The organism is Arthrobacter bussei (assembly GCF_009377195.2).
Taxonomy (GTDB): Bacteria; Actinomycetota; Actinomycetes; order Actinomycetales; family Micrococcaceae; genus Arthrobacter_D; species Arthrobacter_D bussei.
Genome location: NZ_VJXX01000003.1, coordinates 195,985 through 221,258, shown reverse-complemented (window position 1 = coordinate 221,258; position 25,274 = coordinate 195,985). Strand labels below are relative to the sequence as shown.

The window sequence follows — 25,274 nt, the reverse complement described above, 5'->3', positions numbered from 1 at the left end:
CCGGAACGATTTGCACCTAGAACCACATAGTGCAAATATGTACTTCATGCCTGACAGTGCAACAACATTGGAACCGGGACTGCGTGAACGCAAGCGCCTCCAGACCCGGTCCGCCCTGGTCACGGAGGCCAGGGCACTGACGCTCGAGGGTGGCCTCACCGGGTTCACCGTCGACCAGCTGTGCGAACGGGTGGGCATCTCGCGCCGCACGTTCTTCAACTACTTCCCCTCCAAGGAGGACGCCGTCCTCGGTCACTCCGAGGACGGCCGGCCGGAGGAGGAACTCCTCGGTTCCTTCCTGGCGTCGGGCAGTGCCGAGCCGCCCGTGCCGTTGCTGGAGGCCCTCGTGCTCCTCTTCTCGGACTTCGGCGACAGGATGGCCATCTCCCGGGAGGAGTACCGCACCATGTCCGCCGTCCTGCAGCGCGAGCCGCAGCTCCTCGCCAAGATGTTCGCCCGGGCGGAGGCGAAGTCCCAGCTCCTGACCGACGTCATCGTCGAGCGGGAGCGCCTGCCCGCGGACCATCCGATGCCCCGCGTGGCCACCTTCGTGCTCGGCGGGCTCGCCCGCCGGTCCCTCGACGAGTTCTTCGCCGAGGGCAACACCCACACCTACGCGGAGGTGTTCCGTCGGAACATCGACGCGTTGCGCCATCTCTTCCCCCTCCCACCGATCGAGAACCAGGACCCCGCATGAGTACGACGACGGCGCCGGACGGCCCCCTCCTCCTGACGCAGAAGCGCATCTGGATCATCTTCTCGGCGCTCATCGCCGGAATGCTGCTCTCCAGCCTCGACCAGACCATCGTCTCCACCGCCATGCCGACCATCGTCGGCCAGCTCGGCGGCGTGGAGCACCAGGTCTGGATCACCACGGCGTACCTCCTCGCCACCACGATCGTGATGCCCATCTACGGCAAGTTCGGCGACATCCTCGGTCGCCGGAACCTCTTCCTGTTCGCCATCGCGCTGTTCACGGTCGCCTCGATCGCGTGCGCCTTCGCCACCGATTTCTGGGCCTTCGTCATTTTCCGCGCCATCCAGGGCCTCGGCGGCGGCGGGCTGATGATCCTCTCGCAGGCGATCATCGCGGACATCGTCCCGGCCAACGAGCGGGGCAAGTACATGGGCCCCCTCGGCGGCATCTTCGGCCTCAGCGCCATCGCCGGCCCCCTGCTCGGTGGGTACTTCGTGGACCACCTCACCTGGAACTGGGCCTTCTACATCAACATCCCCGTGGGGATCGCGGCCTTCGCGATCGCCTGGTTCACGCTGCGCCTGCCGTCGAAGAAGGCCACCAAGCGCATCGACATCGCCGGCGTCGTCCTGCTGTCCCTCGCCACCACGTGCCTCATCTTCTTCACCGACTTCGGCGGCGACGCCGCCGAGGGCTGGACGTCGCCGCTCACCTGGACCTTCGGCGCCGGTCTGGTCCTCGCCGTCGTGGCCTTCGTCATGGTGGAGCGCCGCGCCGAGGACCCGATCATCCCGCTGGAACTCTTCCGGAACCGCACCTTCGTGACCAGCACGGGCATCGGCCTGACGCTCGGTCTCGGGATGTTCGCCGCCCTCGCGTTCATGCCCACCTTCCTGCAGATGGCGTCCGGCACCTCGGCCGCCGTCTCGGGGCTGCTCCTCGTGCCGATGATCGTGGGCCTCATGGGCACCTCCATCTACTCGGGCCTCGCCATCTCACGCTCCGGCCGGTACCGGAAGTACCCCATCATCGGCGTCTCCCTGACGCTCGCCACGCTGCTCTGGATGTCCACGCTGACGGCGAGCACGCCGATCTGGATCATCTGCACCATGCTGTTCTTCTTCGGTGCCGGACTCGGCCTCATCATGCAGGTGATCGTCCTCGTCGTGCAGAACTCGGTGGCACCCACCATGGTCGGCGTCGCGACCAGCACGAACAACTACTTCCGCGAGGTCGGCGCGTCGCTCGGCGTCGCCGTCTTCGGCGCGATCTTCACCAGCAGGTTGTCCGAGCGCCTGAACGGGACGTTCTCCGCTTTCGGTGCGAGCCCGGAGGCGGCCGGCCAGGCGACGTCGACGCTCGATCCCGCGGCCCTGAACGCCCTGCCCGACCAGGTGCGGAACGCGGTGGTCAGCGACTACGCGGAGTCCCTGGCGCCGGTGTTCCTCTACCTCGTACCGTTCCTCGTGATCGCCCTGGTCCTGGCGCTGCTGCTGCGGGAGATCCCGCTGTCCGCGACCTCGGGCATGGTGGCCCGCGGCGAGGCCATCGGCGGCGAGGAGGCCGTCCGGCTCGAGCGTGAGCGCCTGACGGGGGTGGCGGCGTCGAACTCCACCGCACCGCACGGGCAGGACGCACCGGATGCTCCTGCCCCGCTCGCGGACCCCGCAGACCCGCCCCGCCGCTCGAACCCCTGAGACGCGAGAGGCGGCGCCGCCCGGCGCCGCCTCGTCAGGACACGAATCGGGTTCGGCCATCGAAGTCCCCGGCGCCCAGCACGAGGGCCCGGTGCCTCGGATTGAGGTCCGGTAGGTCATCGAGGTGGAACCAGCGCACGTCGAGTGACTCATCGTCGTTGACGCGAGCCTCCCCGCCGATCGCTCGGCACCGGAAGTCGAGGTTCAGGAAGGTGCAGACGTCCCCGTTCGGGAACGTGATGGGCCCGACGACGCCGGTGTCCAGCAGGTGCTCCACCTCGACGAGGACACCCGTCTCCTCCTCGACCTCGCGGCGCAGGGCGACGGCGGGCTCCTCCCCCGGGTCCACCATGCCGGTGATGATCGTCCATGCCCGGTTGTCGGCGCGCTGGCCGAGGAGGACCCGGCCGTCGCCGTCGAACACCACGCCTCCCACGCCGGGGAGCCAGAGCGGATCGTGACCGATCTTGCTGCGGAGGGCGAGGACGAAGTCTGGAGTGGGCACGGCTGTCAGGGTAGTACAGCCAGCGTGAGCGCCGCACCCGCGACGAGGAACGGACCGAAGGCCACCGAGGAGCGCAGCGTGGCCCTCCGGGTGACCACGAGGACAAGGCTCCACGCCCCCCCGAGCAGGAGTGCGAGGAACGGGCCCCACCACACCGCGGCCCAGCCGGCATAGCCCAGGTAGAGGCCCACCAGCCCGGCGAGCTTGACGTCGCCGAACCCCAGTCCCTGCCGGTACAGCAGGTGCAGCGCTCCGAACGCCAGCCAGAGCACGGCCGCCCCGCCGAGCATGCCGAGCACCCTGTGCCACTCACCCGCGCTCGCACCGGCCGCTGAGAGCAGGAGGGCCGCCGCGGGGTAGGACGGCAGGACGATGCCGTTCGGGAGCCGGTGCGTGCGCCCGTCGATCACGCTCAGCCGCACGCCGACGACCACGAAGGCGGTGAGCGCCACCGCCAGCAGCCCGAAGGCGACGGGCGCGTCCCGCAGATACGCGTCGAGTGCGGTGATCACGCCGCCACGCTACGGGACCGCCCGACGTCGTCGCGCCCGGCACGCGCCCCTGTGGACAGGACGCCCGTCCCGCCCATCACCTAGATCTCCGCGCCCTCGAGGAGTTCGGTCACGAGGGCCGCGATCGGCGAGCGCTCGGACCGCGTCAGGGTGACGTGACCGAACAGCGGGTGCCCCTTGAGCGTCTCCACGACGGCGGCGATGCCGTCGTGCCGGCCGACGCGCAGGTTGTCCCGCTGCGCGACATCGTGCGTCAGGACGATCTTCGAGTTCTGCCCGATGCGGCTCATGACGGTCAGCAGCACGTTCTTCTCGAGCGACTGCGCCTCGTCGACGATCACGAAGGAGTCGTGCAGGCTGCGTCCGCGGATGTGCGTGAGGGGCAGCACCTCCAGCATCCCGCGGTCCATGACCTCCTCGACGACCTCCTGGGACACGAGGGCCCCGAGCGTGTCGAAGACCGCCTGGGCCCAGGGGTTCATCTTCTCGTTCTCACTGCCGGGCAGGTGACCGAGTTCCTGGCCGCCGACGGCGTAGAGCGGCCGGAAGACCACCACCTTGCGGTGTTCACGGCGCTCCAGGACGGCTTCCAGGCCTGCACACAGGGCCAGGGCGGACTTGCCGGTTCCGGCGCGGCCACCGAGGGAGACGATCCCCACCTCCGGATCCAGGAGCAGGTCGATCGCCAGGCGCTGTTCCGCGGACCGTCCGTGCAGCCCGAAGACGTCGCGGTCGCCGCGGACGAGCCGTATCTGCTTGTCCGCACCCACGCGCCCCAGGGCGGAGCCGCGCGGCGAGAGCATGATGACACCCGTGTTGACCGGCTGCTCGGCGCCGGCCGGCACGAAGACGGCCTCGTGGTCGTACAGGGCGTTGACCTCCTCGACCGTCGCGTCGAGCTCGGCGACACCCGTCCAGCCCGAGTCCCTGACGAACTCGTTGCGGTACTCGTCGGCCTGCAGACCCATCGCGGACGCCTTGACCCGCATCGGCAGATCCTTGGAGACGACGGTGACGGCCCGCCCCTCCACGGACAGGTTCTTCGCCACGGCGAGGATCCGGGCATCGTTGTCTCCGCTGCGGAACCCCACGGGCAGGACCTCCGCCGAGACGTGGTTCAGCTCGACGCGCAGCGTGCCTCCCTCGTCGCCGAGGGGCACGTCCCGGTCGAGACCGTCATTCGCGACGCGCAGGTCGTCGAGCAGGCGGAGCGCCTTCCGGGCAAAGTACCCCAGCTCCGGGTCGTGCCGCTTGCCCTCGAGCTCGCTGATGACGATGACGGGCAGGATCACCTCGTGCTCGGCGAACCGCAGGACCGCGCGGGGATCCGAGAGCAGGACGGAGGTGTCGATGACGTAGCTCCGGCGTGATGAGGAACCTGGGTCGGTGTCATGCGCCACGGGTGCGGCGGTACCGGTGGTGGGGTCCTGCTGGGAGGTGATCGGTGTGGCCACGTGGACTCCGCTCCGGGGTGGGCACACCCCGAATTCGTAGGGTTGGGGTGGTGCGTTCCGGCCGGGAGGCCGGGCGCGGCCTCCCCGACTCGTACGAGATGCCTGCCAGCATCGTCGGCGTCATCAGCGGCCTTCCGTCGACGGTTCTGGACTGCCGTCGATGGCTCGACCCTACGCCGTCGAGCCGCGTGACACAGGTCTCGTTCCGCGTGTCGGATGTTAAGGCTCGGTGAACTCTCAGGACCCGAAGCGGCGCTGTCTGCGACCGAAGTCCCGCAGGGCCCGGAGGAAGTCGACGCGCCGGAAATCCGGCCACAGCGCCTCGCAGAAGTAGAACTCGCTGTAGGCGCTCTGCCACATCAGGAATCCGGACAGGCGCTGCTCGCCCGACGTCCGGATCACGAGGTCCGGATCCTGCTGCCCGCGCGTGTAGAGGAAGGAGGAGATGTGCTGGTCGGTCAGTTCCTCGGCCAGGGTCTCGAGCGAGGCCCCCTTGCCCGCCGCGTCGCGCATGAGTTCCTTGACGGCATCGACGATCTCCCGCCGCCCCCCGTAGCCGACAGCGACATTGACGTGCAGCCCGTCGATAGTGGCGGTGGAGGCAGCCAGGCTCACGAGCTTCGCCCCGAGGTCCTCGGGCAGGAGGTCGAGCGCCCCCACGGGCTGCACGCGGACACGGTTGCTCTCACCGAGGCGGTCCAGCGTGTTGGCGATGATGTCGAGGAGCTGGTCGATCTCCTCCTGGGGCCGGCCCATGTTGTCCGTGGAGAGCATGTAGAGCGTCACCACGTCGACTCCGAGTTCCTCGCACCAGCCGAGGAACTCGTGGATCTTGTCCGCCCCGGCCTGGTGCCCGTGACTGGTCGGGGCACCTGCGAGCTTGGCCCAGCGCCGGTTGCCGTCCACCATGACCCCGATGTGGTGCGGGATCCGCTCAGGAGCGAGGTTCCGCTGGAGCCTGCGCTCGTAGAAGCTGTAGCCGACCTCGGGGAAGTTCCACGTCACGCCCGGCTCCCCTCCCCTGGTCCTGCTCCGGTCCGGCCGGAGACTCCACATCCCACAGGACGAACCCGCCCCGCGCACCTGTCCCTACCGTACCGGCAGTTGCCTGACAAAGGGCTGCATTCCTGCCGAGCGTGGGAGCCGCGGGCAGGGTTACCGACGGGTAACATCAAGCGCGGTGAGCTAGAATCCGGGGATGACCCCGCGCCCTCCGGTCCCTGCCCCAGGCCCTTCGGAACCCGTCGACGCGCAGCCCTCGACCCTCCAGGACACCGTCGCCTCGGTGACCGGTCCGCTCGCCGATGCCATGGCGACCAAGCCGCTGTGGCGGGGCTGGATCCACGCCGCCGCCACTCCGCTGGCGATCGCCGCAGGGATCGTGCTGATCGCCCTCGCCCCGACGCCCGGGCTGAAGGTGGCTTCCGGCATCTACGCCCTCACGGGCGTGCTGCTCTTCGGAGTGAGCGCTGTCTACCACCGCGGCAACTGGAGCCCCGGGGTGAGGGTGGTCCTCAAGCGACTGGACCACACGAACATCATGCTGGTCATCGCCGGGTCCTACACGCCGCTCGCCTGGGCGCTGCTGGAGCGCGGCAAGGCCGAAATGCTGCTGTGGATCATCTGGAGCGGGGCGATCGCCGGGGTCCTCTTCAGGAACCTGTGGGTGGACGCGCCCCGCTGGCTGTACGTGCCGATCTACGTTGCACTGGGGCTCGGATCGGTCTTCTACATGCCGGACTTCTTCGCCGCCGACCTCGCGGCCGGGATCCTGATCTGCGTCGGCGGTGCCCTCTACATCGCGGGAGCGGTGTTCTACGGCATCAAGCGACCCAATTTCTCGCTGCGGGTCTTCGGATTTCACGAGCTCTTCCACGCCTTCACCGTCGCAGCCTTCGCGGCGCACTTCATCGCGATCGTGCGCGCCGTCCTGGAACCGGTCGGGAGCTGACCGCCACTACCCCTGGCGGTCGGGGCCGTGCTTCCCGCCGGGCATCGGCCGGTCCGGCCCGTCCCGGCGCTCCGTGGGTCCGCTTGCAGGTCCCGCAACTCCACCGGCAGCCCCGGCGTCAGGTCCATCGGCAGCCCCGGCTTCAGGTCCGCCGGTGGCGGACGACGCACCCGGCTCCGCAGGGTGATCACCGGTGCGTCCGGCGCGCTCCGCGCGCGCCTGCTCCACCTCTGCGGCATAGCGCACGCGGCGGATGCGCTTGACCATGTCCCGGATCAGGAAGATCACCAGCACGACGATGAAGAGGGTCGCGAGGAAGCCGAGGGTACCCGGGGTCACCGACGCGGGGTCGAGCCCCGGCCGCAGGGTCGGGTCGCCCGAGGGCGTGGTCGTCGCAGCCAGGCCGAGATCAAGGAACACAGGTACCACTTTCGGGGATCGCAGCGGGCCGGGGTGATCCGCCGCCTGCAATTCTACGCTCGATAGAAATTGTGCGGGCCTAGGATCCGGCGGTGATGCCGGTGAAGAAGTCGTCCTCGGGCAGCTGGGTCTCCACCCTCGAGGTGATCAGCGAGTAATCCTCCCAGGGCCATACCTTCTGCTGCATCTCGACCGACACGGCGAAGAAGAATCCCTCAGGATCCACCTGCGTGCGGTGGGCCAGCAGGGCCCGCTCCCGGTGACCGAAGTAGTCGCCGCAGTCGATCTGCGTGGTGGTGGGGTGGACGGGGACGGGGGGCTGGTGGCCCTCGGCGTCGGCCTCGAGCCACTGCGCCAGGCGTTCCGCGTAGGGCGACTGCAGCCCGGCCTCCTCCAGCGCGAAGTGCAGCGCACGGAAGCGCTCGGGATTGAAGGCGCGGTCGTAGTACAGCTTGGACGTGCTCCAGGCCTCACCGGTCCCCGGGTAGCGGACGGGATCCGCCGCGGCCTCGAACGCCTCCACGGCGACACGGTGCGCCATGATGTGGTCGGGATGCGGGTAGCCGCCGTTCTCGTCGTAGCTGATGATCACGTGCGGGCGGAACTCGCGGACCAGCTTCACCAGAGGTGCCGCGGCACGCTCGAGGGGCTGGAGGGCGAAGCACCCGAACGGCAGGTCCGGCAGCGGATCCCCCTCGGGGAGACCTGAGTCCGTGAATCCCAGCCAGCGCTGCTGGATGCCGAGCTCCGCGACGGCGTTCGCCATCTCGACCCGCCGCAGCCCGGGCAGGTCCCGCTTGCCGCGTGGATCGTCGTTCATGGCGGCGTTCAGGATGTCCCCCCGCTCACCACCCGTGCAGGTGGCGACCATGACCTCCGCACCTGCTGCGACATAGCCGGCCATGGTGGCCGCACCCTTGCTCGATTCGTCGTCGGGGTGGGCGTGGACCGCGAGGAGGCGGAAGCCCTCGCGGGACACACGGGATTGATCGTGGCTTGGCAACACGTGCTCCTGGCTCTGCGGTGGGACGGCGGCCGGATCGGGACGCCATCGGTGGGCGGTAAAATGGGAGTGTGAGCTCCTCCTATGCGCCACCACCAAGAGTAGCCAATCGCTACGGCACCCCAAAGCCGAGGAAACCCCTCGGCCGCGTGCGGACGCTGGTCGTTGCCGTACTCCTCGCCGCCGTGGCCGCCGTCGCCGCCGTCGCCCTCACGACAGGTAGCCCGGAGGTGTCCTCGAAGGACGTGGGCTTCGCCCTGATCGGCGACGGACGGGCCAGCGTGGACTTCGAGGTCACCAAGGACCGCGCGGCCACGGCCCAGTGCGCGGTGCAGGTCCTCAGTGAGAATTATGCGGTGGTCGGCTGGACGGTCGTGACCATCGGGCCGAACAGCGCGGACGACGGCGCCAACGGCGGCGGCACCACGGCGCACCGGACGGATGTGCGGACGGATTCGCCGGGCGTCTCCGGTGGCGTCAACGCCTGCTGGATCGTCGAGGACTGAGCCGGAGACCGGCACTTCTTGGGTTCTGGCCCGCCCCGCTCTAGAATGGACGGATACGTATCGCCCCGCTTCACCGGCGTACCGGGCAACCGGTCCCACGAGGCGGGGTGTTTGCTTGCCGGGTGGTGACCCCGTGTCACCGCCGGCGGAGCGACCATGAGCCACGCCGCACCAGGCGGAGGCCGTACCTAAGGAGTTATCCGTGTCCACGAACAGCGCCGCCGCCGCCTGGCTCACGCAGGAGTCCTACGACCGGCTCAAGGCCGAACTCGAACACCTGTCCGGTCCCGGGCGCACCGAGATCGTGGCCCGCATCGAGCAGGCCCGGTCCGAGGGCGACCTCAAGGAGAACGGCGGATACCACGCCGCCAAGGAGGAGCAGGGCAAGTCCGAGGCCCGGATCCGCCAGCTCACGCAACTCCTCAACGATGCGCACGTCGGCGAAGCGCCCGCGGACGACGGCATCGTGGAGCCCGGCATGATGGTCTCCGCCAAGATCGCGGGCGACGTCGAGAACTTCCTGCTCGGAAGCCGCGAGGTCGCAGGTGACACCGATATCGACGTGTACAGCGAAAAATCGCCGCTGGGTGCCGCGATCCAGGGCACGAAGGCCGGCGACACCGTCACCTACGCCGCGCCGAACGGCAAGCAGATCACGGTCGAGATCATCTCCGCGACCCCGTACGTCGGCTGATCTCCGCGCACTACCGGTCCGAGGCGAAGCGGTCCGTCCCCACCGGGGCGGGCCGCTTCCGTTTGAGCAGGAAGGCCGCGATCACCCCGCCGGCGGCCCCGGACAGGTGCGCCTGCCACGAGATGTTCGAGCCGACGGTCGGCAGGACGCCCCACAGGATGGACCCGTAGGCGATGAAGAGGACGACGGCGAGCAGGAGCTGCCTCCAGTCCCGGTTGTAGAAACCGCGCGTGATCAGGTAGGTGAACAGGCCGAAGACGACGCCGGACGCGCCGATGGTCAGTCCCCCGCCGAACACCCACGTGCCGAGGCCCGAGACGAGCCAGCTGATCCCGACCGCGACCACGAAACGCCGCGCGCCCTCGAGGAAGGCGAGGAAGCCCAGCACCACGAGCGGGAAGGAATTGCTCGCGAGGTGCTCCACGCCGCCGTGCAGCAGCGGGCCGAAGACGACGCCGTCGAGCCCGTCCACCCGGCGTGGTCCGATCCCCAGCATCTGCACGAGACGGTTGCCGAGCACCAGGTTCAGGAGGAACACGGCCCACATGACACCGACGAGTCCGAGGACGGTGATCAGGCCCGTGCGGGCGCGACGCGCGAGGAGTGTCATGGTGCCGTCGCTCAGCCCTGGATGACCACCGGCTGGAAGCCTTCGGCGCGCAGGTTGCTGAGGACCTGCTCGCAGTGCTCGTCGCCCTTGGTCTCCATGTTGATGGTGATGGCGACGTCGCCCATGCTGATCGATCCGCCCACGCGCGTGTGGTCCACACCGGTCACGTTCGCATCCGACTCGGCGATGATGCGCGAGATGGTGGCCAGGGATCCCGGCCGGTCGTCGAGCAGCATGCGCACCACCAGGAAGCGCCCCGCCGCCGCGAGGCCGCGCTGGATGACCTTGAGCATCAGCATCGGGTCGATGTTGCCGCCCGAGAGCACGACGACGGTGTTCCCCGGATCGGCGCCGTCCTCGGTCAGCTTGCCGTCGAGCAGCGCCGCGACGCCGACGGCACCGGCCGGCTCGACGACCATCTTGGAGCGTTCCAGCAGGAAGATCAGGGCGCGGGCCAGGGAATCCTCGCTGACGGTCACGACGTCGTCCACGAGTTCGCGGATGATCGAGAACGGCAGCTGGCCCGGGCGGCCGACGGCGATGCCGTCGGCGATCGTGGAGACCTTGGTGAGCGGGACGAGCGCGTCTGCGGCGAGGGACGGCGGGTACGCTGCCGCGTTCTCCGCCTGGACGCCGATGATGCGGATCTCGCGGCCCAGTTCCTTCGCCCGCGCCTTCACGGCCACGGCGACGCCCGCCAGCAGTCCGCCGCCGCCGACACCCATCAGGATCGTGTCGACGTCGGGCACCTGCTCGAGGATCTCGAGTCCGATGGTGCCCTGACCCGCCACGACGTCGACGTTGTCGAACGGGTGCACGAAGACGGCGCCGGTGCTGTCCGCGTACCGCTTCGCCTCGGCGAGCGCCTCGTCCACCGTGTGACCGTGCAGGATCACCTCGGCGCCGTGCCCGCGGGTCGCCGCCAGCTTCGGCAACGCGACGCCGAGCGGCATGTAGATCCGTGCGGCGATCCCGAGGCGGGCGGCGGCGACGGCCACGCCCTGGGCGTGGTTACCGGCCGAGGCGGCGACCACGCCGCGGGCGCGCTCGGCCTCGGTCAGCTTCGCCATCCGGTTGTAGGCGCCCCGGACCTTGAAGGATCCTGCACGCTGGAGGTTCTCGCACTTGAAGGACACCGTGGACCCGGTCAGCCGTCCGAGCGCGCGTGACTGCTCGATGGGCGTGCGGGCGATGACGCCGTCGAGCGTGCGGTGGGCGGCCTCGACGTCCGCGAGCGTGACGGAGAGGGTCGGGACGGCGGGGTCGGGGTGGGTGCGGGCGACGTCGGTGGTGTCGGTGGGGTCGGGCGAAGCGGGGGTGCTCGTGCGGAGGGCGACGGTCTGGTCGGTCACGGTGCGGTCTCTTCCTGGAGGACGGGCGCCACGGAGGCGCGGGGATCCGGGGTGCTGGCCGGCGATGCGGGGCTCTCGTGCCCCGCCGTCGCCGGCTCGCTAATCCCGGACCCACCGGCGTACGGCCCGCCCTCCACCGCCACGACCGGATCGTACTCCCAGGCCCGGTGCGCGATGTAGCGGACGGACGTGTTGAGCACCGCGAGGACCGGCACGGAGAACAGCGCACCGGGGATCCCGGCGAGCAGCGTCCCTCCGGCCACCGCGAGGACGACGGCGAGCGGGTGGAGCGCGACGGCGGGTCCCATGATGAGCGGCTGGAGGATGTGGCCCTCCACCTGCTGCACGAGCAGCACGATGGCCAGCATGATCAGCGCGTTCACCCAGCCGTTCGCCACCAGCGCGAGCAGGACGGCGACGGATCCCGTGGCGAGCGCGCCGACGATCGGGATGAAGGATCCGAGGAAGACCAGCACCCCGAGCGGCAGGGCGAGGGGGACGCCGATGATGGCCGCTCCTACCCCGATCCCGACGGCGTCCACGGCAGCGACGAGCATCTGCACGCGGACGTAGCTCGCCATCGACGTCCAGCCGCGGCGGCCCGCGCCATCCACGGCAGCGCGGGCCCTCGAGGGCGCGAGCCCGACGACGAACCGCCAGATACGACCGCCGTCGAGCAGGAAGAAGATCAGGGCGAACACCGTGAGCAGGGTCCCTGCCGCGACGTGCCCCGCCGTCGTGCCGAAGGACAGGGCGCCGCTGAGGATCGAGGCACTGTTGTTCTGCACCGCACCGCCGAGGTCCTGGAGGTACTGGTCGATCTGCGACGTGGTGAGCTGGAGGGGACCCTGGGCCAGCCGGTCGAGCGTCTGCTGGAGGCCTTCCCGCGCCTGGCTCCACAGGCTGGTGAACCCGACGGCGAGCTGCTGGCCGACGAGCAGCAGCGCACCGGTGATCACACCGAAGAAGGCGATCAGGGTCGCGGCGACGGCCAGTCCGTTCGGGAGCCGACGCCGCAGGACGTTCTTCAGCGGCATCAGGAGCGCCGCGACCAGACCCGCGATCATGAGGGGTATGACGAGGAGGGAGACCTGGCTCAGCAGGAAGATGAGCACGCCTGCCACGAGGATCACGAGCCCGAGGCGCCATGACCAGGAGGCGGCGACGCGGAGGGCGAAGGGGACGTCGCTCCGGTCCTCGGCACGCCGCGGGCGCAGCCCGATGGGAGGCTGTGGCAGAGGGTCGGGCAGTGCCGCAGCGCCGCGGCTCACAGCACGCTGGAGGACGCGCTGTGGTTTCGCTCCGGGGAGGCGCTGCATGGGGCCAATCCTTCCATAGAAGGCTGGCCCCTCCCCTATTCGAGACCTGGCAGTATCCCCCATGAAGCGGCGAAGGAGGCGCCCGGCTGCAGCCACCGGAGACCCTCGCCCGAGTTGAGGGCATCGGCCGGTGCCGTCATCGGCTCGATCGCCACGGCCGTGTCCACGCCGGGGTAGCTGGTGCTGATGTACACGTGGGCGTAGGCGAAGGCGGGCTCCGCCCAGAGCGTGACGCTGCGTCCGTCGGGAGCGGAGAGCACGTGCTCATGACGCCCCCGCACGGGTGCGAGGGCGGTGAAGGCGGTGTCGAAGCGGATGTCGCCGATGCGCTGCCCGCGCCGCAGGTCGTACTGGCCGGCGACGGCGACCTTGCCCGTGGGGATGGATCGCTCGTCGGTCTCGAACCGGCTGTCCGCGCGCACCGTCAGCGTCAGGTCCTCGGTGGGTACGCCGGAGATCTTCAGGTAGGGGTGCGCCCCGAGTGCGAAGGGGGCAGCGGTGGCCGAGAGGTTGCTCAGGTGCTGGGTCACGGTCAGCTGCTCCTCCGTCAGCGCGTAGGTGGCGCGGTGCATCAGGTGGAACGGATACCCGTGCTGCGGGAAGATCTCCGCTTCGAGGACGGCCCTGGACGGCCCGACGTCGACCGCCCGGTAGCCGGTGTTGCGGAGCAGCCCATGGCTCGCATTGCCCTTCGACGGCTCCGTGATGTCGAGCCGCTGCTCCTTCCCGTCCAGCATCCAGCGCCCGCCCGCCACGCGGTTCGGCCAGGGCGCGAGGAGGATCCCGCCGCCGCCGGCCGGGATGTCGGCATCGCCCCAGGTCTCCGTCAGCGCTACGCCGTCGTACTCGTAGGAGCGCAGGGCCGCAGCCAGGCTTGCGACGACGACGGTGGCGGCTCCTGCCTGCAGCGTGAAATTGATGCCGCTGGCGGGTCGGGGCGGATGCGGGGACCGTCCGGATGTCGGGTCGGATGTCGGGTCGGAGGGCGGTGGGGTCATGCAGCGATGCTACTGCGCCCACTCATCCGGGTGGCCGGGCTCTGGTGGTGGCGGTCATGGACATGATAGGTTTTGTTCGTTTCCGTGCGGACTCGTTCGGGTGGCCTGGAGGAGAAGGGCGGGAAGGAGAGCCATGCTCGCAGCGGAGCGCCACGCCATGATCCTCGATCGGCTGGTCCGGCGTCCTGCCGTCCGGGTCAGTGGTCTCGCCCTCGACCTCGGCGTCTCGGAGATGACCGTCCGGCGGGACATCGACGTCCTCGAGGCGCGGGGCGCTCTCGTCCGGGTCCACGGCGGAGCCGTCCGCCCGGGGAGCCTGAGTTCCGTGGAAGCCGGCTTCGACGTCAACAGGACCCGTGGCGGCGTGGCCAAGCAGCGGATCGCCGAGGCGGCCGTATCCCTGCTGAGCCCGGGCATGACGGTCTCGATCACGGGCGGCAGCACCACCTACGCCCTCGCACCCCTCCTGTCGCGGGTACCCGGCCTGACCGTCATCACCAATTCCCTGCCCCTCGCGGACGAACTGCACCGGCTCGACGCCGGAGCGCCGGGCGAGGAGCGGCCTCAGGTCCTGCTCTCGGGCGGCCAGCTGACGCCGTCGAAGGCGCTCGTCGGTCCGCTCGCCACCCGCGCCATCTCCTCGCTGCGGGCGGACCTCTGCTTCATGGGGGCGCACGGGGTGGACGCGTCCGCCGGCATCACCACCCCCAACCTCGCCGAGGCGGACATGAACCAAGCCTTCGCGCGCACCTGCGGAGAACTCGTGGTCCTCGCCGACGCCAGCAAGATCGGCGTCGTGAGCCTCGCGCGCGTGGCCGCGCTGAACACCGCCGCGGTGCTCGTCACCGATCATCCGCCGGGTGACGACTACGCCGCCCTGACCCGCATCCTTCTCGACCCCGTCCCCGACCCCGATCCGGAAGAACGCCCATGACCCATATCACCCCCACCCGCCTGTCCGACGGGCGCGAGCTGATCTACTTCGACGCGCGCGAGGAGAGCGCCGCGCGGCATCACGACGCCGCCGCCGTCCACGATGCCCGTGGACTCCCGCCGAGAGGCCCGTCCGGCACGGCCCGGTTCGACGCGCTGTCCGGCGAGTGGATCGCCGTTGCCGCGCACCGGCAGTCGCGCACGCACCTGCCCCCGGCTGATCAGTGCCCCCTGTGCCCGACGACGCCCGCGAACCTGTCCGAGATCCCCGCCTCCGACTACGAGGTGGTGGTGTTCGAGAACCGGTTCTCGTCCTTCGGTCCCGATCTCGGCGACCTGCCGGACGCACCGGGATGGGGTACGACGACGACGGCCTTCGGCCGGTGCGAGGTCGTCGCGTTCGATCCGGCCCACGAGGGGTCCTTCGGGTCGCTGAGCCCCGAGCGGGCCAGGACCGTCATCGACGCATGGGCTCACCGGACGGAGGCCCTGTCCGCGATGCCGGGCATCAAGCAGGTCTTCTGCTTCGAGAACCGCGGCGCCGATATCGGCGTGACCCTGCTCCACCCGCACGGCCAGATCTACGCGTACCCGTTCATCCCGCCGCGTGCGGCGACGCTCGCCGCCCGGGCGCACGCGTTCTTCGAGGGTTCCGACGGCACGCAGACCCTGATGGGTCATGCCCTCGCGGCCGAGCGGGCGTCCGGTGACCGCATGGTGATCGAGGGCGAGCACTTCAGCGCCTTCGTGCCGTTCGCGGCCCGCTGGCCCCTCGAGGTGCACCTGGTCCCCCATCGCCAGGTCGCGGACATCGCGGGCCTCACCGGGGAGGAGCGGGACGAGCTCACCACCGTCTACCTCGAACTGCTCGGCCGGCTCGACGCCCTCTACCCCACTCCTACCCCGTACATCGCCGCGTGGCAGCAGGCACCGATCGACGACGTGCTCCGCCCCGCGAGCTACCTGCACCTGCAGCTGACCTCGCCGCGCAGGGCTGCCGACAAGCTCAAGTTCCTCGCCGGCTCCGAGGCGGCGATGGGAGCCTTCATCAACGACACGACCCCCGAGAAGGTCGCCGACGCGCTCCGCGCAGCCACGCCGGCCACCCCGGTTCCGGTATCGGCACCACGCTCGGCACCAGCCCGGAAGGACCAGGCATGACCTCCACACCGCACGACCTCGCAGCAGCCTTCACCGATCGGTTCGGCACGGAGCCGGACGGACTCTGGTCCGCCCCGGGCCGCGTCAACGTCATCGGCGAGCACACCGACTACAACGACGGCTTCGTCCTCCCCTTCGCCATCAACCACTCGACGACCGTCGCCGCGGCGCTGCGCACTGACCGCCTGGTCCGCGTCGCCTCGACCTTCGCGCCGGACGAGGCTCCCGTCACCGCGGACCTCGACACCCTCGAGGAAGGCGGGGTGGACGGCTGGGCCGCCTACCCGCTCGGAGTCCTGTGGGCCATGGAGCAGTCGGGACACCGGATCCAGGGTATGGACCTGCTGGTGGACTCGTCGGTGCCGGTGGGCGCCGGACTGTCCTCCTCGGCCGCCCTCGAGTGCTCCGTGGCCGTCGCAGCCAATGACCTCGCACAGGCCGGCATCTCCCGGCGGGAACTGGCGGGCATCGGGCAGCTCGCCGAGAACCGCATGGTGGGGGCGCCGACCGGCATCATGGACCAGTCCGCGTCGCTGCTCGGCGAGGCGGGGCATGCCGTATTCCTCGATTGCCGCTCCGGCGAATCCCGGCTCGTGCCGCTCGACCTCGAGGGCGCCGGACTGGAACTCATGGTCATCGACACCCGTGTCAGCCATTCGCACTCCACGGGTGGCTATGCTGCCCGCCGCCGCTCCTGTGAACTCGGCGCCGAGCTGATGGGTGTCCCTGCGCTCCGGGACCTGTCCGTCAAGGACCTCGCGGAGGCCGCGGGGGTGCTGGACGAGGAGACGTTCCGGCGCGTCCGGCACATCGTGACAGAGAACGCTCGCGTGGAGGACACCGTGAGAGTGCTCAGCGAGAGGGGACCCGCGGAGATCGGCCCGCTCCTGGTGGCGAGCCATGCATCGATGCGGGACGACTTCGAGATCTCCTGTGCCGAACTCGACACCGCCGTGGACACCGCGCTCGATGCAGGAGCCATCGGGGCCCGCATGACGGGTGGCGGCTTCGGCGGTGCGGCGATCGCGCTGGCGCGGGTCGGCGCCGTCACCGCCATCCGGGACGCCGTCGAAGGTGCGTTCTCCGCCGCCGGATTCCGGTCCCCCGTGATCTTCAGTGTGCTTCCCGGCGCCGGCGCCGCGCGGGTGGCCTGACCCGGGCAGCCCCGGTCGGATCCGGCCCGAGGACGAGGAAGGACCCGCAACCTCTGGTTGCGGGTCCTTCCTCGTCGGGAGGCGCTTCGGTCCCGGATCTGCCCGGAGCCCGGCGCGTGAGCCTCAGTCGCTGCCGCGAAGGATCGCGAGAAGACGCAGGATCTCGACGTACAGCCAGATCAGCGTGACGGTCAGGCCGAAAGCAGCGGTCCAGGAGTACTTCATCGGCGCGCCCTGCCGGACCCCCTCGCTGATCGAGGTGAAGTCGATGATCAGCGAGAAGGCCGCGAGGCAGATGGCGAAGAGGCCGATGACGAGCCCGAAGGGAATGCCCTCGGCGAACCCGAACATCCCCTCGGTCCCCGGAATGCCGCTGCTGCGCAGTCCGAACATGCCTTCTGTGACACCGAAGAGCATGAGGCCGAGATTCACGAGCGAGAACGCCGCGTAGCTGATGATCGCGATCATGAAGAACTTCATGGCCCGGGGCGTCGCGCGGACCTTGCCGCTCTTGAACAGCGCGAGGGTGACGCCGAAGACCACGAGCGTGCCGAGCACGGCCTGCATCGCGATCCCGGGGAACTGCGCCTCGAGGAACATCGTGATGCCACCGACGAAGAGACCTTCGAGGGCCGCGTACGCGATGATCAGCGCGGGAGACGGCTCCCGCCTGAACGCGTTGACGAGCCCGAGGACGAATCCTCCGAGGGCTCCGACGACCATGAGGGGAAGCGCGAGTCCGGGAAGGACGAACGCGGGGATCGCCGCACCCACCAGGACGACGCCGAGGCACAGCAGGGTCTTCACGATGACGTCGTCGAACGTCATCCGTCCGGTCTGGGCGGGACCCGCCGACGGCTGGTTGTACATGTGCTCCAGCTGCTGCTGGTTCGCGACCGCCTGGCCCGCATAGGTCGCGGTGCCGAATCCTGCCGCCTGGTTGCCTCGGGTCGCGGAACGGAAAGTCTTCCCGTTGAAGACCGGATTACCGCCAAGTGCCATGGTGTCTTTGTCCTCCGATAGGGGGCTGCGTGTTCCTGCAACCCTACCAATGGCAACGGTCCGGCCGGCTTTTTGTTCCCTCGGCGACCCTGCACCGCGTGCCCGTCGACCTGCGGAATTACAACAGGAAGGTTCCTTGGTAAAACTTTCGTTACCGAATCGCTACCTTGTCCCGGTGCTTTTGCGAATTGCCGAAACATGCCGCTAGTAACATGATCCCCACGTCCGTGACACTCGTCACAACTGTTGCTCCCGGTGCACAGCCGCCGGGCCTGCCCCCACCGTGGAGGTTCCCATCTTGTTCACCCTATCGACGCCTGCACGGATCAGGAGGTCGTTGCTCCTGATGCTCGGTCTCCTGTTGCTCGTGCTGGTCGGCGCCCCCGCGGCGCAGGCGTTCACCCACCCGCCCGCGCACGCGATGAGCGCCACGGCAGTCCATCAGCAGACCCCTACGAGCATCCAGGCACAAGAATTCGACAACCGCATCAGCGGGGTGCTGCGCGGGGTCGACGGCCCCATCGCGGACGTCACCGTGACGGCGACCGGCAACGGCTTCGACGGCGAGGCCACCTCCGGTCCCAACGGTGCCTGGAGCATCGGCGTACCCGAGCAGGGCACGTACGAGGTGGCGATCGACGAGGAGACCCTCCCCGAGGGCATCGCCCTGGCGGAGGGCCAGGAGAACCCGCGTCAGGTCACCTTCGCCAACACCTCGAGCGCCTCGACGCTGTTCCTGTTCGGCGAGGGCATCGTCGCGCAGCAGACGCCGTTCCTCGAGACGCTGGCCGAGCGTGCCCTCGCGGGCTTCAGCTTCGGCCTCCTCCTCGCGCTCAGCGCCGTCGGCCTCTCCCTCATCTTCGGCACCACGGGACTCACGAACTTCGCGCACGGCGAGATGGTCACCCTCGGGGCGGTCCTCGCCTTCGCCTTCGCGGCGATGGGGCTGCCGATCGCGGTGTCGATCGTCCTCGCGGTCGTCGGAGGAGGCCTTCTCGGCTACGTGCAGGATGCAGGGCTCTGGAAGCCGTTGCGCCGTCGCGGGACGGGCCTGGTGCCGATGATGATCGTCAGCATCGGCCTCGCCCTGGCCCTGCGGTACATCATCCAGTTCTTCTTCGGCGGTGCGACGCAGCAGCTGCCGGGTTCGCAGAGTCCGATCATCGACCTCGGCTCGGTGTCCATCTCCCGCAACAACCTGACGTCGCTGGTGGTGAGCCTCGTGATCATCCTGATCGTGGCGTTCCTGCTGCTGCGCACCCGCATCGGCAAGGCAACGCGCGCCGTCGCCGACAACCCGGCCCTCGCCGCGGCGTCGGGCATCGACGTCGACCGCGTCATCAGGATCGTCTGGGTCATCGGCGGCATGCTGGCTGCGCTCGGCGGCGTCCTGTGGGCCTACTACCGGCCGGGCGTCTCCTACAACATGGGCCAGCAGATCCTGCTGCTCATCTTCGCCGGCGTCACGCTCGGCGGCCTGGGGACGGTCTTCGGCGCCCTCGTCGGCTCCATCATCGTCGGCCTCTTCGTGGAGATCTCCACGATCTGGCTCGAGGCAGACCTCAAGTACGTCGGAGCGCTGCTGATCTTGATTCTCGTTCTCCTGTTCCGGCCGCAGGGTATCCTCGGCCGCCGAGAGCGCATAGGTTAGGGACTCTTCATGGACTTCGGAAACATCCTCATCAACGCCTTCGGCGAGCTGATCAGCCCGACGACGGCGGCCTACGCCCTCGCGGCCCTCGGACTCGCCGTCCACTTCGGCTACTCGGGCCTCCTGAACTTCGGGCAGGCCGGCTTCATGGCCGTCGGGGCCTACGGCTACGCGATCTCGACGCTGACGTTCAACGCGCCGCTCCCGGTGGCGGTCCTGGTGGCGATCCTCGCCTCGGTCGTCTTCGCGATCGTCCTCGGCATCCCGACCCTGCGGCTCAGGGCGGACTACCTGGCCATCGTCACGATCGCCGCAGCGGAGATCATCCGCTACATCGTCACCACCAACGGACTCACCGACGTGACCGGTTCCGCCAACGGACTCGCGGCCTTCGAGGGCGGCTTCTTCTCCCTCAACCCGTTCTCGCCGGGAACCTACAACGTCGGCCCCCTGGCCATGAACGAGCGTGATCTCTGGATCCGCATCGTCGGCTGGACCGTCGTCATCGTCGCGTGCCTCGTCGTGTGGCTCCTCATGCGGAGCCCGTGGGGCCGTGTCCTCAAGGGCATCCGCGAGGACGAGAACGCGGTCCGCTCGCTCGGCAAGAACGTGTACGCCTACAAGATGCAGGCCCTCGTCATCGGCGGTGTGCTCGGGTCGCTGGCCGGCATCATCTTCACCCTGCCGCGCGGCGCGGTGCAGCCGGCGAACTACGCCACGGAGCTGACGTTCTTCCTCTACACCTGCCTCCTCCTCGGCGGCATGGCCACCGTCCTCGGGCCGGTCATCGGCGCGATGATCTTCTGGGTGGTCCTCTCCCTCACGCAGGGGCTGCTGTACGGCGCCATCGAGATCGGCGCCATCACGTTCCTGTCCAACTCGCAGGCGGGTCAGCTGCGCTACATCCTCGTGGGTGTGGCACTGATGCTGCTCATGGTCTTCAGGCCGCAGGGCGTCCTGGGTAACAAGAAGGAGTTGGCGTTCGCATGACCTCCGACAACGAGCACAGCAATCCCGCACCGGGCGGAACCCCCGCCGATGGCGCTCAGCCTGCCGGTGCGCACGCCGCCGACGCCCCTGTGGACGCCGCCGGTGGCGGCCACGACTACATGACCGACGCGTCGCCGATCACCGAGGAGGAGACCCGTCCGGGCTGCCGTAAGCGGGATCCCATCGTCGTCGCACGGAACGTCACGCGGAGTTTCGGCGGGATCAACGCGGTCGACGTCGAGCACCTCGAGATCCCCCGCCACAAGATCACCGCACTCATCGGCCCGAACGGCGCCGGCAAGACCACGCTGTTCAACCTGCTGACCGGCTTCGACATCCCCAACAGCGGGGACTGGGAGTTCGACGGCAAGCCGCTGGCCAAGGTGGCCTCGCACAAGGTGGCCCGCATGGGCATGGTGCGCACCTTCCAGCTCACCAAGGTCATGGGCAAGCTCACCGTCATGGAGAACATGCGGCTCGGCGCCACGGACCAGCCGGGCGAGAGCCTGGCCCGGGCGCTCTTCAAGGGCATCTGGGGCGGACGCGAGCGCGAGATCACCGAGCAGGCGGAAGTCCTGCTGACCAAGTTCAAGCTCGACACCAAGCGCGACGACTACGCGGCCTCGCTCTCCGGCGGCCAGCGCAAGCTCCTCGAGATGGCACGGGCCCTGATGGTCCGGCCGCGGCTCGTGATGCTCGACGAGCCGATGGCCGGCGTCAACCCGGCACTGACGCAGTCGCTGCTGGACCACATCAAGAACCTGAAGGCCGAGGGCATGACCGTCCTCTTCGTCGAGCACGACATGCACATGGTCCGGCACATCGCGGACTGGGTCGTCGTGATGGCCGAGGGCAAGGTCGTGGCGGAAGGGCCGCCGGACATCGTGATGAAGGACCAGGCGGTGATCGACGCGTACCTCGGCGCCCACCACGACGTCGACCTCGGTGACTCCACCGGGATCGAGCGCCTGGAGGAGGAGCTGGCCCACGACGCCGAGTCGGTGGTCGGCACCGAGGACGAGGGCATCCTCGGGCACGGCGTCACCGAGGTCGGCGGCGCCCACGCCGCCGGACCCACGCACACGGATGAGGAGACGAAGCGATGACCGAGGCAGAATTCGAGGGCGACTCCGTCGTCAAGGTCACGGACCTCGTCGCCGGGTACCTCCCGGGTGTGAACATCCTCAACGGCTGCAGCATCGAGGCCCGCCGGGGTGAGCTGATCGGCATCATCGGCCCGAACGGCGCGGGCAAGTCCACGCTGCTCAAGGCGATGTTCGGGCTCGTGAAGGTCCACTCCGGCACCGTCGTGGTGCGTGGCCAGGACCTCACCGGGCTGAAGGCGAACCGGCTGGTGAGCCGCGGCGTGGGCTTCGTGCCGCAGAACAACAACGTCTTCGCCACCCTGACCATCGAGGAGAACCTCCAGATGGGCATGTACCAGCGGCCCAAGGACTTCAAGGAGCGCTTCGAGTTCGTCGCCGGGCTGTTCCCCGAGCTGGGCAAGCGGCGTGCCCAGCGCGCCGGGTCGCTTTCCGGCGGCGAGCGCCAGATGGTCGCGATGGGGAGGGCCCTGATGATGGACCCGGCGGTGCTGCTCCTCGACGAACCCTCGGCCGGTCTGTCACCGGTCAAGCAGGACGAGACCTTCCTCCGCGTGCACGAGATCAACCGTGCGGGGGTCTCGGTCATCATGGTCGAGCAGAATGCCCGGCGGTGCCTGCAGATCTGCGACCGCGCGTACGTCCTTGATCAGGGCAAGGACGCCTACACGGGGACGGGCCGTGAGCTCATGAAGGACCCCAAGGTCATCCAGCTCTACCTCGGCACACTCGCCGACACCGCCTAGGACGAGCCCGAGGGGACGGCGACGTCCTGGCTGCAGGGGGTCGCCGCCCCGTGGGAAGTCCGGCTGGGCGGGCGTCACGGGAGCCACGGACGCCCGGTGCTTGCGGACGATGCGGCGGATGGCAAGGATGGGCGGGACCGGAGACGGTCCCGCCCATCGTCGTTCCCGGCCCGCTACGTTGAAGGAGACGACAGGCGGCACTTCGGGAGGGACGCCCGGCACATGGCACGAATCTTCAGCGGCGCGATCGGCACCGGCTTCGAGGTCCTCTTCAGGGGCATCAAGCAGGTCCGCAGGGATCGCCCCATCCACACGCGCGGGCTCAGGCTCGAAGGGCACGTGGTGGTGCATGCACACGGGCTCCGCAGTGGTATCTCCTGGATCGACGAGCCCGGCCGGAGCCCGGCGACCGCCCGGATCTCCCGCTCCGCGGGAACGCCCGACGGGCTACCGGACGTGGTCGGGCTCGCCCTGCGGTTGCATCACCCCGAACCGGGTCCAGCACCGTCCACGTTCTCGGACGTCCTCCTGTCCTCCACGGGGTGGTCCTTCCCGGGCCGCTACCTGCTCCTCCCGCGGCTCAGCGTCTCGCGGGCGCCGCTGGGCACGATGATGCCCTACCGGGGCGACGACGGCCCGGTCCTGCTCGGTGCCCGCACCGTCGGCCCCGCGGGCCTTCCCTCGTCCCTGCGCGCCTTCCGCCGCTCGCTGGGATCATCGCCCTGGCATCTGGGCCTCTTCTTCGCGACACCGCGGGGCCCCTGGCAGCACTTCGGGACACTCACGCTGAACCTCGACCCCGTCGCGGAGGACACGGACCTGCGGTTCGACGCCGTCCTCCACCCGCTCGCGGGCGCCCAGACCTATGAATGGGCCCGGCGGGTACGCGAGCCCTCCTACGCCCTGTCCAGGCGTGCGCCGGGCGATGCCTGACCGCCCGAGGACATGACAGAGGCCCCGGCCGCTTCACGGAAGCGGCCGGGGCCTCTGCACTGCTGTCGACGACCGGGGCAGGACCCCGGCGCGAACCCTAGAGCTGTCCGACCTCGGAACGGCTCGGCTGGGGGACGTTGTCGGCATCGTACTTGTAGATACCGATGGCGGCCTCGGTGGGATCACCCTTCGCGTCGAAGGAGACCGGTCCGGAGATGCCGTCGTAGTCGATGTCCTCGCCGCCGCGCAGCAGGGTGACGCACCCGGCGAAGTCGAAGCACTTCGTCCCGTCCTTCGACACGCTCTCGAGCTGCTTGGCGATCTCGGCGCCCTCGACGCTGCCCGCGGCTTCCGCTGCGAGCGAGATCAGGTTGACGGCGTCGTAGCTCTCCCCGGCGTAGGCCAGGCTGGTCAGGGCCGGGTCGACCGTGGCCAGGGCCTCCTGGAAGCCGGTACCGGTGAACGGGCCGGGAATGGTGCCCTGGGCCCCTTCGAGGGTTCCGGGATCGAGGTCCTTGCTGTAGTCGGTGGTGTTGCCGTCGACCATGAAGATCGAGCTCGCCTCGACGCCCTTGGCGACCAGCAGCGGGATGATGCTCTTGGCCTCGTCGAAGCTGATCAGGACGATCGCGTCGGGCTTGGCCGCCGCGATGGCGTCCACCTGGCTCGAGAACTGCGAATCACCGGTGTTGAACATCTCGTTCGCGACGACCTCGCCGCCGGCGGACTCGACGGTTTCCTGGATGTTGGTCTGCAGACCGGTGCCGTAGGAGTCGTTCAGGGTGATCATGCCGACGGTCTGGGCACCACAGGTCATGATGTAGTTGCCGAGCGTGCGGCCCTGGAGGACGTCGGAGGGAGCCGTACGGAAGTACAGTCCCTGATCGTCCCAGTCGGTGAACTCGGGCGAGGTGTTGGCCGGCGAGAACTGGACGACTCCCGCGCCGGTGATCTGGTTGATGACGGTCTTCGAGACGCCGGAGGACGCGGCACCGATGATGGCGCTGACGTCCTGGGACAGCAGGTCCGTGACGGACTGCGTGGCGATGTCCGTCGTGGTGTCACCGGAATCGCGGTGGGTGATCGAGATGTCCTGGCCGAGGACGCCGCCTGCCTCGTTGACTTCGTTGACAGCGAGGTTGACGCCGGCGATTTCCGGCGGGCCGAGGAACGCGAGCGTTCCGGTGGTGGGCAGGATGGAGCCGAGCTTGAGCGGGGTGGGGCTGGTGGTCGTGCTGGCCGGGACGGCCGCAGGATCACCCTTCTCGCCCTGCTCCTCGCCGGTGCCGCCTTCGCTCTCGGGGCAAGCCAGGGCCGATGTGGCAGCCGCAGCGGTGGTCTCGGTGTCGCCACCCTCACCCTCGGAACCCGTGGTCCCGCCGCCACCGCAGCCTGAGGCGAAGAGCGCGATACCCAGGCTCAGGGCAGCGACCTTCGCCGCGCGCGGGGCATTCTCCCCGATGCCGAACCGCGCGGAGTTGCGTGTTGCAGTCATGAATTGTTCTCCTCGACCGAAAGGCTCTTACTGCCTTTGATGCGATCGCCAGGTGTTCCTGGCTTGTAGGAAAAGCTAATCCACATTTGTGTCTGAGGTAAGGGAATCGGGTTACATCCTTGTAACGCTCGTCACAGGCGATCATCAGCACTCTTGACAGTCGGCGCCGTCGGAGTGCGAGACGTCATCGCGACGGGGAGCCCGCCTGTCGACCCGGGACGGGCCCCCGGTGCCCCAGCAGGGACTCGAACCCTGACTGAACAGATTTTAAGTCTGCTGCCTCTGCCATTGGGCTACTGGGGCCGGCCGCCGGATCAGCCTACCTCCTGAGGACGGCCGGCCGGGCGGCGCCGACCAGGCCCGCACGGCGATTCGGCGGACACGGCGA

General features: G+C 69.2%; 25 protein-coding genes and 1 tRNA gene. 13 read left to right on the top strand and 13 right to left on the bottom strand.

Annotation, left to right across the window (positions count from 1 at the left end; all coding sequences use genetic code 11):
• The first annotated feature begins 37 nt into the window (after nucleotides 1–37).
• Nucleotides 38–697, top strand: a complete 660-nt coding sequence (locus FNH21_RS11710; protein ID WP_152815722.1) for a TetR/AcrR family transcriptional regulator — start codon at nucleotides 38–40, stop codon at nucleotides 695–697.
• Nucleotides 694–2,394, top strand: coding sequence for an MDR family MFS transporter (locus tag FNH21_RS11705; RefSeq protein WP_152815718.1), 1,701 nt, complete (start codon nucleotides 694–696; stop codon nucleotides 2,392–2,394). The genes FNH21_RS11710 and FNH21_RS11705 overlap by 4 nt, the downstream gene beginning before the upstream one ends.
• Before the next feature lie 34 nt (nucleotides 2,395–2,428).
• Here FNH21_RS11705 and FNH21_RS11700 read toward each other — a convergent pair whose 3' ends face one another.
• From FNH21_RS11700 to FNH21_RS11685, 4 genes are all read right to left on the bottom strand, one after another.
• Complete coding sequence (locus FNH21_RS11700; RefSeq protein ID WP_055770165.1) at nucleotides 2,429–2,899, bottom strand: NUDIX hydrolase; 471 nt, start codon at nucleotides 2,897–2,899, stop codon at nucleotides 2,429–2,431.
• Nucleotides 2,900–2,904: 5 nt separating this feature from the next.
• The gene (locus FNH21_RS11695; RefSeq protein ID WP_191931901.1) at nucleotides 2,905–3,411 is read right to left on the bottom strand and encodes a prepilin peptidase; all 507 of its coding nucleotides are present in this window, start codon (nucleotides 3,409–3,411) and stop codon (nucleotides 2,905–2,907) included.
• A gap of 80 nt (nucleotides 3,412–3,491) precedes the next feature.
• The gene (locus FNH21_RS11690; protein WP_338403266.1) at nucleotides 3,492–4,811 is read right to left on the bottom strand and encodes a PhoH family protein; all 1,320 of its coding nucleotides are present in this window, start codon (nucleotides 4,809–4,811) and stop codon (nucleotides 3,492–3,494) included.
• A 291-nt stretch (nucleotides 4,812–5,102) separates the two neighbouring features.
• Nucleotides 5,103–5,870, bottom strand: coding sequence for an isoprenyl transferase (locus FNH21_RS11685; RefSeq protein WP_055770156.1), 768 nt, complete (start codon nucleotides 5,868–5,870; stop codon nucleotides 5,103–5,105).
• Between the two features lie 304 nt (nucleotides 5,871–6,174).
• Between FNH21_RS11685 and trhA the strand changes: the two genes are divergently transcribed.
• A complete protein-coding gene (trhA, locus tag FNH21_RS11680) occupies nucleotides 6,175–6,816 on the top strand; it encodes a PAQR family membrane homeostasis protein TrhA (protein ID WP_241743229.1) in 642 nt (213 codons plus the stop codon).
• 6 nt (nucleotides 6,817–6,822) lie between these two features.
• Here the strand turns inward: trhA and FNH21_RS11675 are convergent, their stop codons facing one another.
• Nucleotides 6,823–7,236: a hypothetical protein gene (locus tag FNH21_RS11675; protein WP_191931900.1), complete on the bottom strand. Its 414-nt coding sequence runs from the start codon at nucleotides 7,234–7,236 to the stop codon at nucleotides 6,823–6,825.
• 79 nt (nucleotides 7,237–7,315) lie between these two features.
• Complete coding sequence (gene mca, locus FNH21_RS11670) at nucleotides 7,316–8,239, bottom strand: mycothiol conjugate amidase Mca (protein ID WP_152815710.1); 924 nt, start codon at nucleotides 8,237–8,239, stop codon at nucleotides 7,316–7,318.
• Between the two features lie 71 nt (nucleotides 8,240–8,310).
• On the opposite strand from mca, the gene FNH21_RS11665 reads away from it, so the two are divergent.
• Nucleotides 8,311–8,745 carry a DUF4307 domain-containing protein gene (locus FNH21_RS11665; RefSeq protein WP_338403261.1) on the top strand — a complete coding sequence of 145 codons (435 nt, stop codon included), beginning with the start codon at nucleotides 8,311–8,313 and terminating at the stop codon, nucleotides 8,743–8,745.
• A 202-nt stretch (nucleotides 8,746–8,947) separates the two neighbouring features.
• Nucleotides 8,948–9,439: a transcription elongation factor GreA gene (greA, locus tag FNH21_RS11660; RefSeq protein ID WP_191931899.1), complete on the top strand. Its 492-nt coding sequence runs from the start codon at nucleotides 8,948–8,950 to the stop codon at nucleotides 9,437–9,439.
• 10 nt (nucleotides 9,440–9,449) lie between these two features.
• On the opposite strand, the gene FNH21_RS11655 is transcribed toward greA, so the two are convergent.
• From FNH21_RS11655 to FNH21_RS11640, 4 genes are read right to left on the bottom strand one after another with little or no spacing between them, the layout of a single operon-like run.
• Nucleotides 9,450–10,049, bottom strand: a complete 600-nt coding sequence (locus FNH21_RS11655) for a rhomboid family intramembrane serine protease (RefSeq protein WP_152815707.1) — start codon at nucleotides 10,047–10,049, stop codon at nucleotides 9,450–9,452.
• Nucleotides 10,050–10,060: 11 nt separating this feature from the next.
• Nucleotides 10,061–11,401, bottom strand: coding sequence for a threonine ammonia-lyase (gene ilvA / locus FNH21_RS11650; RefSeq protein ID WP_338403260.1), 1,341 nt, complete (start codon nucleotides 11,399–11,401; stop codon nucleotides 10,061–10,063).
• Nucleotides 11,398–12,720 (bottom strand): AI-2E family transporter, encoded by a 1,323-nt coding sequence (locus FNH21_RS11645; protein ID WP_152815704.1) that lies wholly within the window; start codon nucleotides 12,718–12,720, stop codon nucleotides 11,398–11,400. The genes ilvA and FNH21_RS11645 overlap by 4 nt, the downstream gene beginning before the upstream one ends.
• 35 nt (nucleotides 12,721–12,755) lie before the next feature.
• The gene (locus tag FNH21_RS11640) at nucleotides 12,756–13,718 is read right to left on the bottom strand and encodes an aldose 1-epimerase family protein (protein WP_152815701.1); all 963 of its coding nucleotides are present in this window, start codon (nucleotides 13,716–13,718) and stop codon (nucleotides 12,756–12,758) included.
• Nucleotides 13,719–13,851: 133 nt separating this feature from the next.
• Between FNH21_RS11640 and FNH21_RS11635 the strand changes: the two genes are divergently transcribed.
• From FNH21_RS11635 to galK, 3 genes are read left to right on the top strand one after another with little or no spacing between them, the layout of a single operon-like run.
• Nucleotides 13,852–14,652 carry a DeoR/GlpR family DNA-binding transcription regulator gene (locus tag FNH21_RS11635; protein WP_152815697.1) on the top strand — a complete coding sequence of 267 codons (801 nt, stop codon included), beginning with the start codon at nucleotides 13,852–13,854 and terminating at the stop codon, nucleotides 14,650–14,652.
• On the top strand, nucleotides 14,649–15,812 hold the full coding sequence (galT, locus tag FNH21_RS11630; protein WP_152815694.1) for a galactose-1-phosphate uridylyltransferase: 1,164 nt from the start codon (nucleotides 14,649–14,651) through the stop codon (nucleotides 15,810–15,812). Before FNH21_RS11635 ends, galT begins: the two co-directional genes overlap by 4 nt.
• The gene (gene galK, locus FNH21_RS11625) at nucleotides 15,809–16,966 is read left to right on the top strand and encodes a galactokinase (protein ID WP_152815691.1); all 1,158 of its coding nucleotides are present in this window, start codon (nucleotides 15,809–15,811) and stop codon (nucleotides 16,964–16,966) included. Before galT ends, galK begins: the two co-directional genes overlap by 4 nt.
• A 123-nt stretch (nucleotides 16,967–17,089) precedes the next feature.
• Here galK and FNH21_RS11620 read toward each other — a convergent pair whose 3' ends face one another.
• On the bottom strand, nucleotides 17,090–17,968 hold the full coding sequence (locus tag FNH21_RS11620) for a Bax inhibitor-1/YccA family protein (RefSeq protein ID WP_152815688.1): 879 nt from the start codon (nucleotides 17,966–17,968) through the stop codon (nucleotides 17,090–17,092).
• Nucleotides 17,969–18,314: 346 nt separating this feature from the next.
• On the opposite strand from FNH21_RS11620, the gene FNH21_RS11615 reads away from it, so the two are divergent.
• The 5 genes from FNH21_RS11615 (at nucleotide 18,315) to FNH21_RS11595 (ending at nucleotide 23,391) form a co-directional block, all read left to right on the top strand.
• Nucleotides 18,315–19,619 (top strand): branched-chain amino acid ABC transporter permease, encoded by a 1,305-nt coding sequence (locus tag FNH21_RS11615; RefSeq protein WP_152815686.1) that lies wholly within the window; start codon nucleotides 18,315–18,317, stop codon nucleotides 19,617–19,619.
• A gap of 9 nt (nucleotides 19,620–19,628) precedes the next feature.
• Complete coding sequence (locus tag FNH21_RS11610; protein WP_055770127.1) at nucleotides 19,629–20,609, top strand: branched-chain amino acid ABC transporter permease; 981 nt, start codon at nucleotides 19,629–19,631, stop codon at nucleotides 20,607–20,609.
• Between the two features lie 119 nt (nucleotides 20,610–20,728).
• Nucleotides 20,729–21,715, top strand: a complete 987-nt coding sequence (locus FNH21_RS11605) for an ABC transporter ATP-binding protein (protein WP_152815930.1) — start codon at nucleotides 20,729–20,731, stop codon at nucleotides 21,713–21,715.
• Nucleotides 21,712–22,458, top strand: a complete 747-nt coding sequence (locus FNH21_RS11600; protein WP_055770124.1) for an ABC transporter ATP-binding protein — start codon at nucleotides 21,712–21,714, stop codon at nucleotides 22,456–22,458. Before FNH21_RS11605 ends, FNH21_RS11600 begins: the two co-directional genes overlap by 4 nt.
• Before the next feature lie 222 nt (nucleotides 22,459–22,680).
• On the top strand, nucleotides 22,681–23,391 hold the full coding sequence (locus tag FNH21_RS11595) for a hypothetical protein (RefSeq protein WP_152815683.1): 711 nt from the start codon (nucleotides 22,681–22,683) through the stop codon (nucleotides 23,389–23,391).
• A 97-nt stretch (nucleotides 23,392–23,488) separates the two neighbouring features.
• Here FNH21_RS11595 and FNH21_RS11590 read toward each other — a convergent pair whose 3' ends face one another.
• Nucleotides 23,489–24,886 (bottom strand): ABC transporter substrate-binding protein, encoded by a 1,398-nt coding sequence (locus tag FNH21_RS11590; RefSeq protein WP_152815680.1) that lies wholly within the window; start codon nucleotides 24,884–24,886, stop codon nucleotides 23,489–23,491.
• Between the two features lie 230 nt (nucleotides 24,887–25,116).
• Nucleotides 25,117–25,189, bottom strand: a tRNA-Leu gene (locus FNH21_RS11585).
• Between the last annotated feature and the right edge of the window lie 85 nt (nucleotides 25,190–25,274).

Coding starts and splice junctions, on each gene's coding strand:
- FNH21_RS11605 (WP_152815930.1), top strand. CDS start 20,729: ATGACCGACGCGTCGCCGATCACCGAGGAGGAGACCCGTCCGGGCTGC.
- FNH21_RS11595 (WP_152815683.1), top strand. CDS start 22,681: ATGGCACGAATCTTCAGCGGCGCGATCGGCACCGGCTTCGAGGTCCTC.
- trhA (WP_241743229.1), top strand. CDS start 6,175: ATGGCGACCAAGCCGCTGTGGCGGGGCTGGATCCACGCCGCCGCCACT.
- galT (WP_152815694.1), top strand. CDS start 14,649: ATGACCCATATCACCCCCACCCGCCTGTCCGACGGGCGCGAGCTGATC.
- FNH21_RS11635 (WP_152815697.1), top strand. CDS start 13,852: ATGCTCGCAGCGGAGCGCCACGCCATGATCCTCGATCGGCTGGTCCGG.
- galK (WP_152815691.1), top strand. CDS start 15,809: ATGACCTCCACACCGCACGACCTCGCAGCAGCCTTCACCGATCGGTTC.
- FNH21_RS11640 (WP_152815701.1), bottom strand. CDS start 13,718: ATGACCCCACCGCCCTCCGACCCGACATCCGACCCGACATCCGGACGG.
- FNH21_RS11590 (WP_152815680.1), bottom strand. CDS start 24,886: ATGACTGCAACACGCAACTCCGCGCGGTTCGGCATCGGGGAGAATGCC.
- FNH21_RS11645 (WP_152815704.1), bottom strand. CDS start 12,720: ATGCAGCGCCTCCCCGGAGCGAAACCACAGCGCGTCCTCCAGCGTGCT.
- FNH21_RS11710 (WP_152815722.1), top strand. CDS start 38: ATGTACTTCATGCCTGACAGTGCAACAACATTGGAACCGGGACTGCGT.
- FNH21_RS11620 (WP_152815688.1), bottom strand. CDS start 17,968: ATGGCACTTGGCGGTAATCCGGTCTTCAACGGGAAGACTTTCCGTTCC.
- FNH21_RS11600 (WP_055770124.1), top strand. CDS start 21,712: ATGACCGAGGCAGAATTCGAGGGCGACTCCGTCGTCAAGGTCACGGAC.
- FNH21_RS11610 (WP_055770127.1), top strand. CDS start 19,629: ATGGACTTCGGAAACATCCTCATCAACGCCTTCGGCGAGCTGATCAGC.
- FNH21_RS11705 (WP_152815718.1), top strand. CDS start 694: ATGAGTACGACGACGGCGCCGGACGGCCCCCTCCTCCTGACGCAGAAG.
- FNH21_RS11615 (WP_152815686.1), top strand. CDS start 18,315: ATGCTCGGTCTCCTGTTGCTCGTGCTGGTCGGCGCCCCCGCGGCGCAG.
- FNH21_RS11655 (WP_152815707.1), bottom strand. CDS start 10,049: ATGACACTCCTCGCGCGTCGCGCCCGCACGGGCCTGATCACCGTCCTC.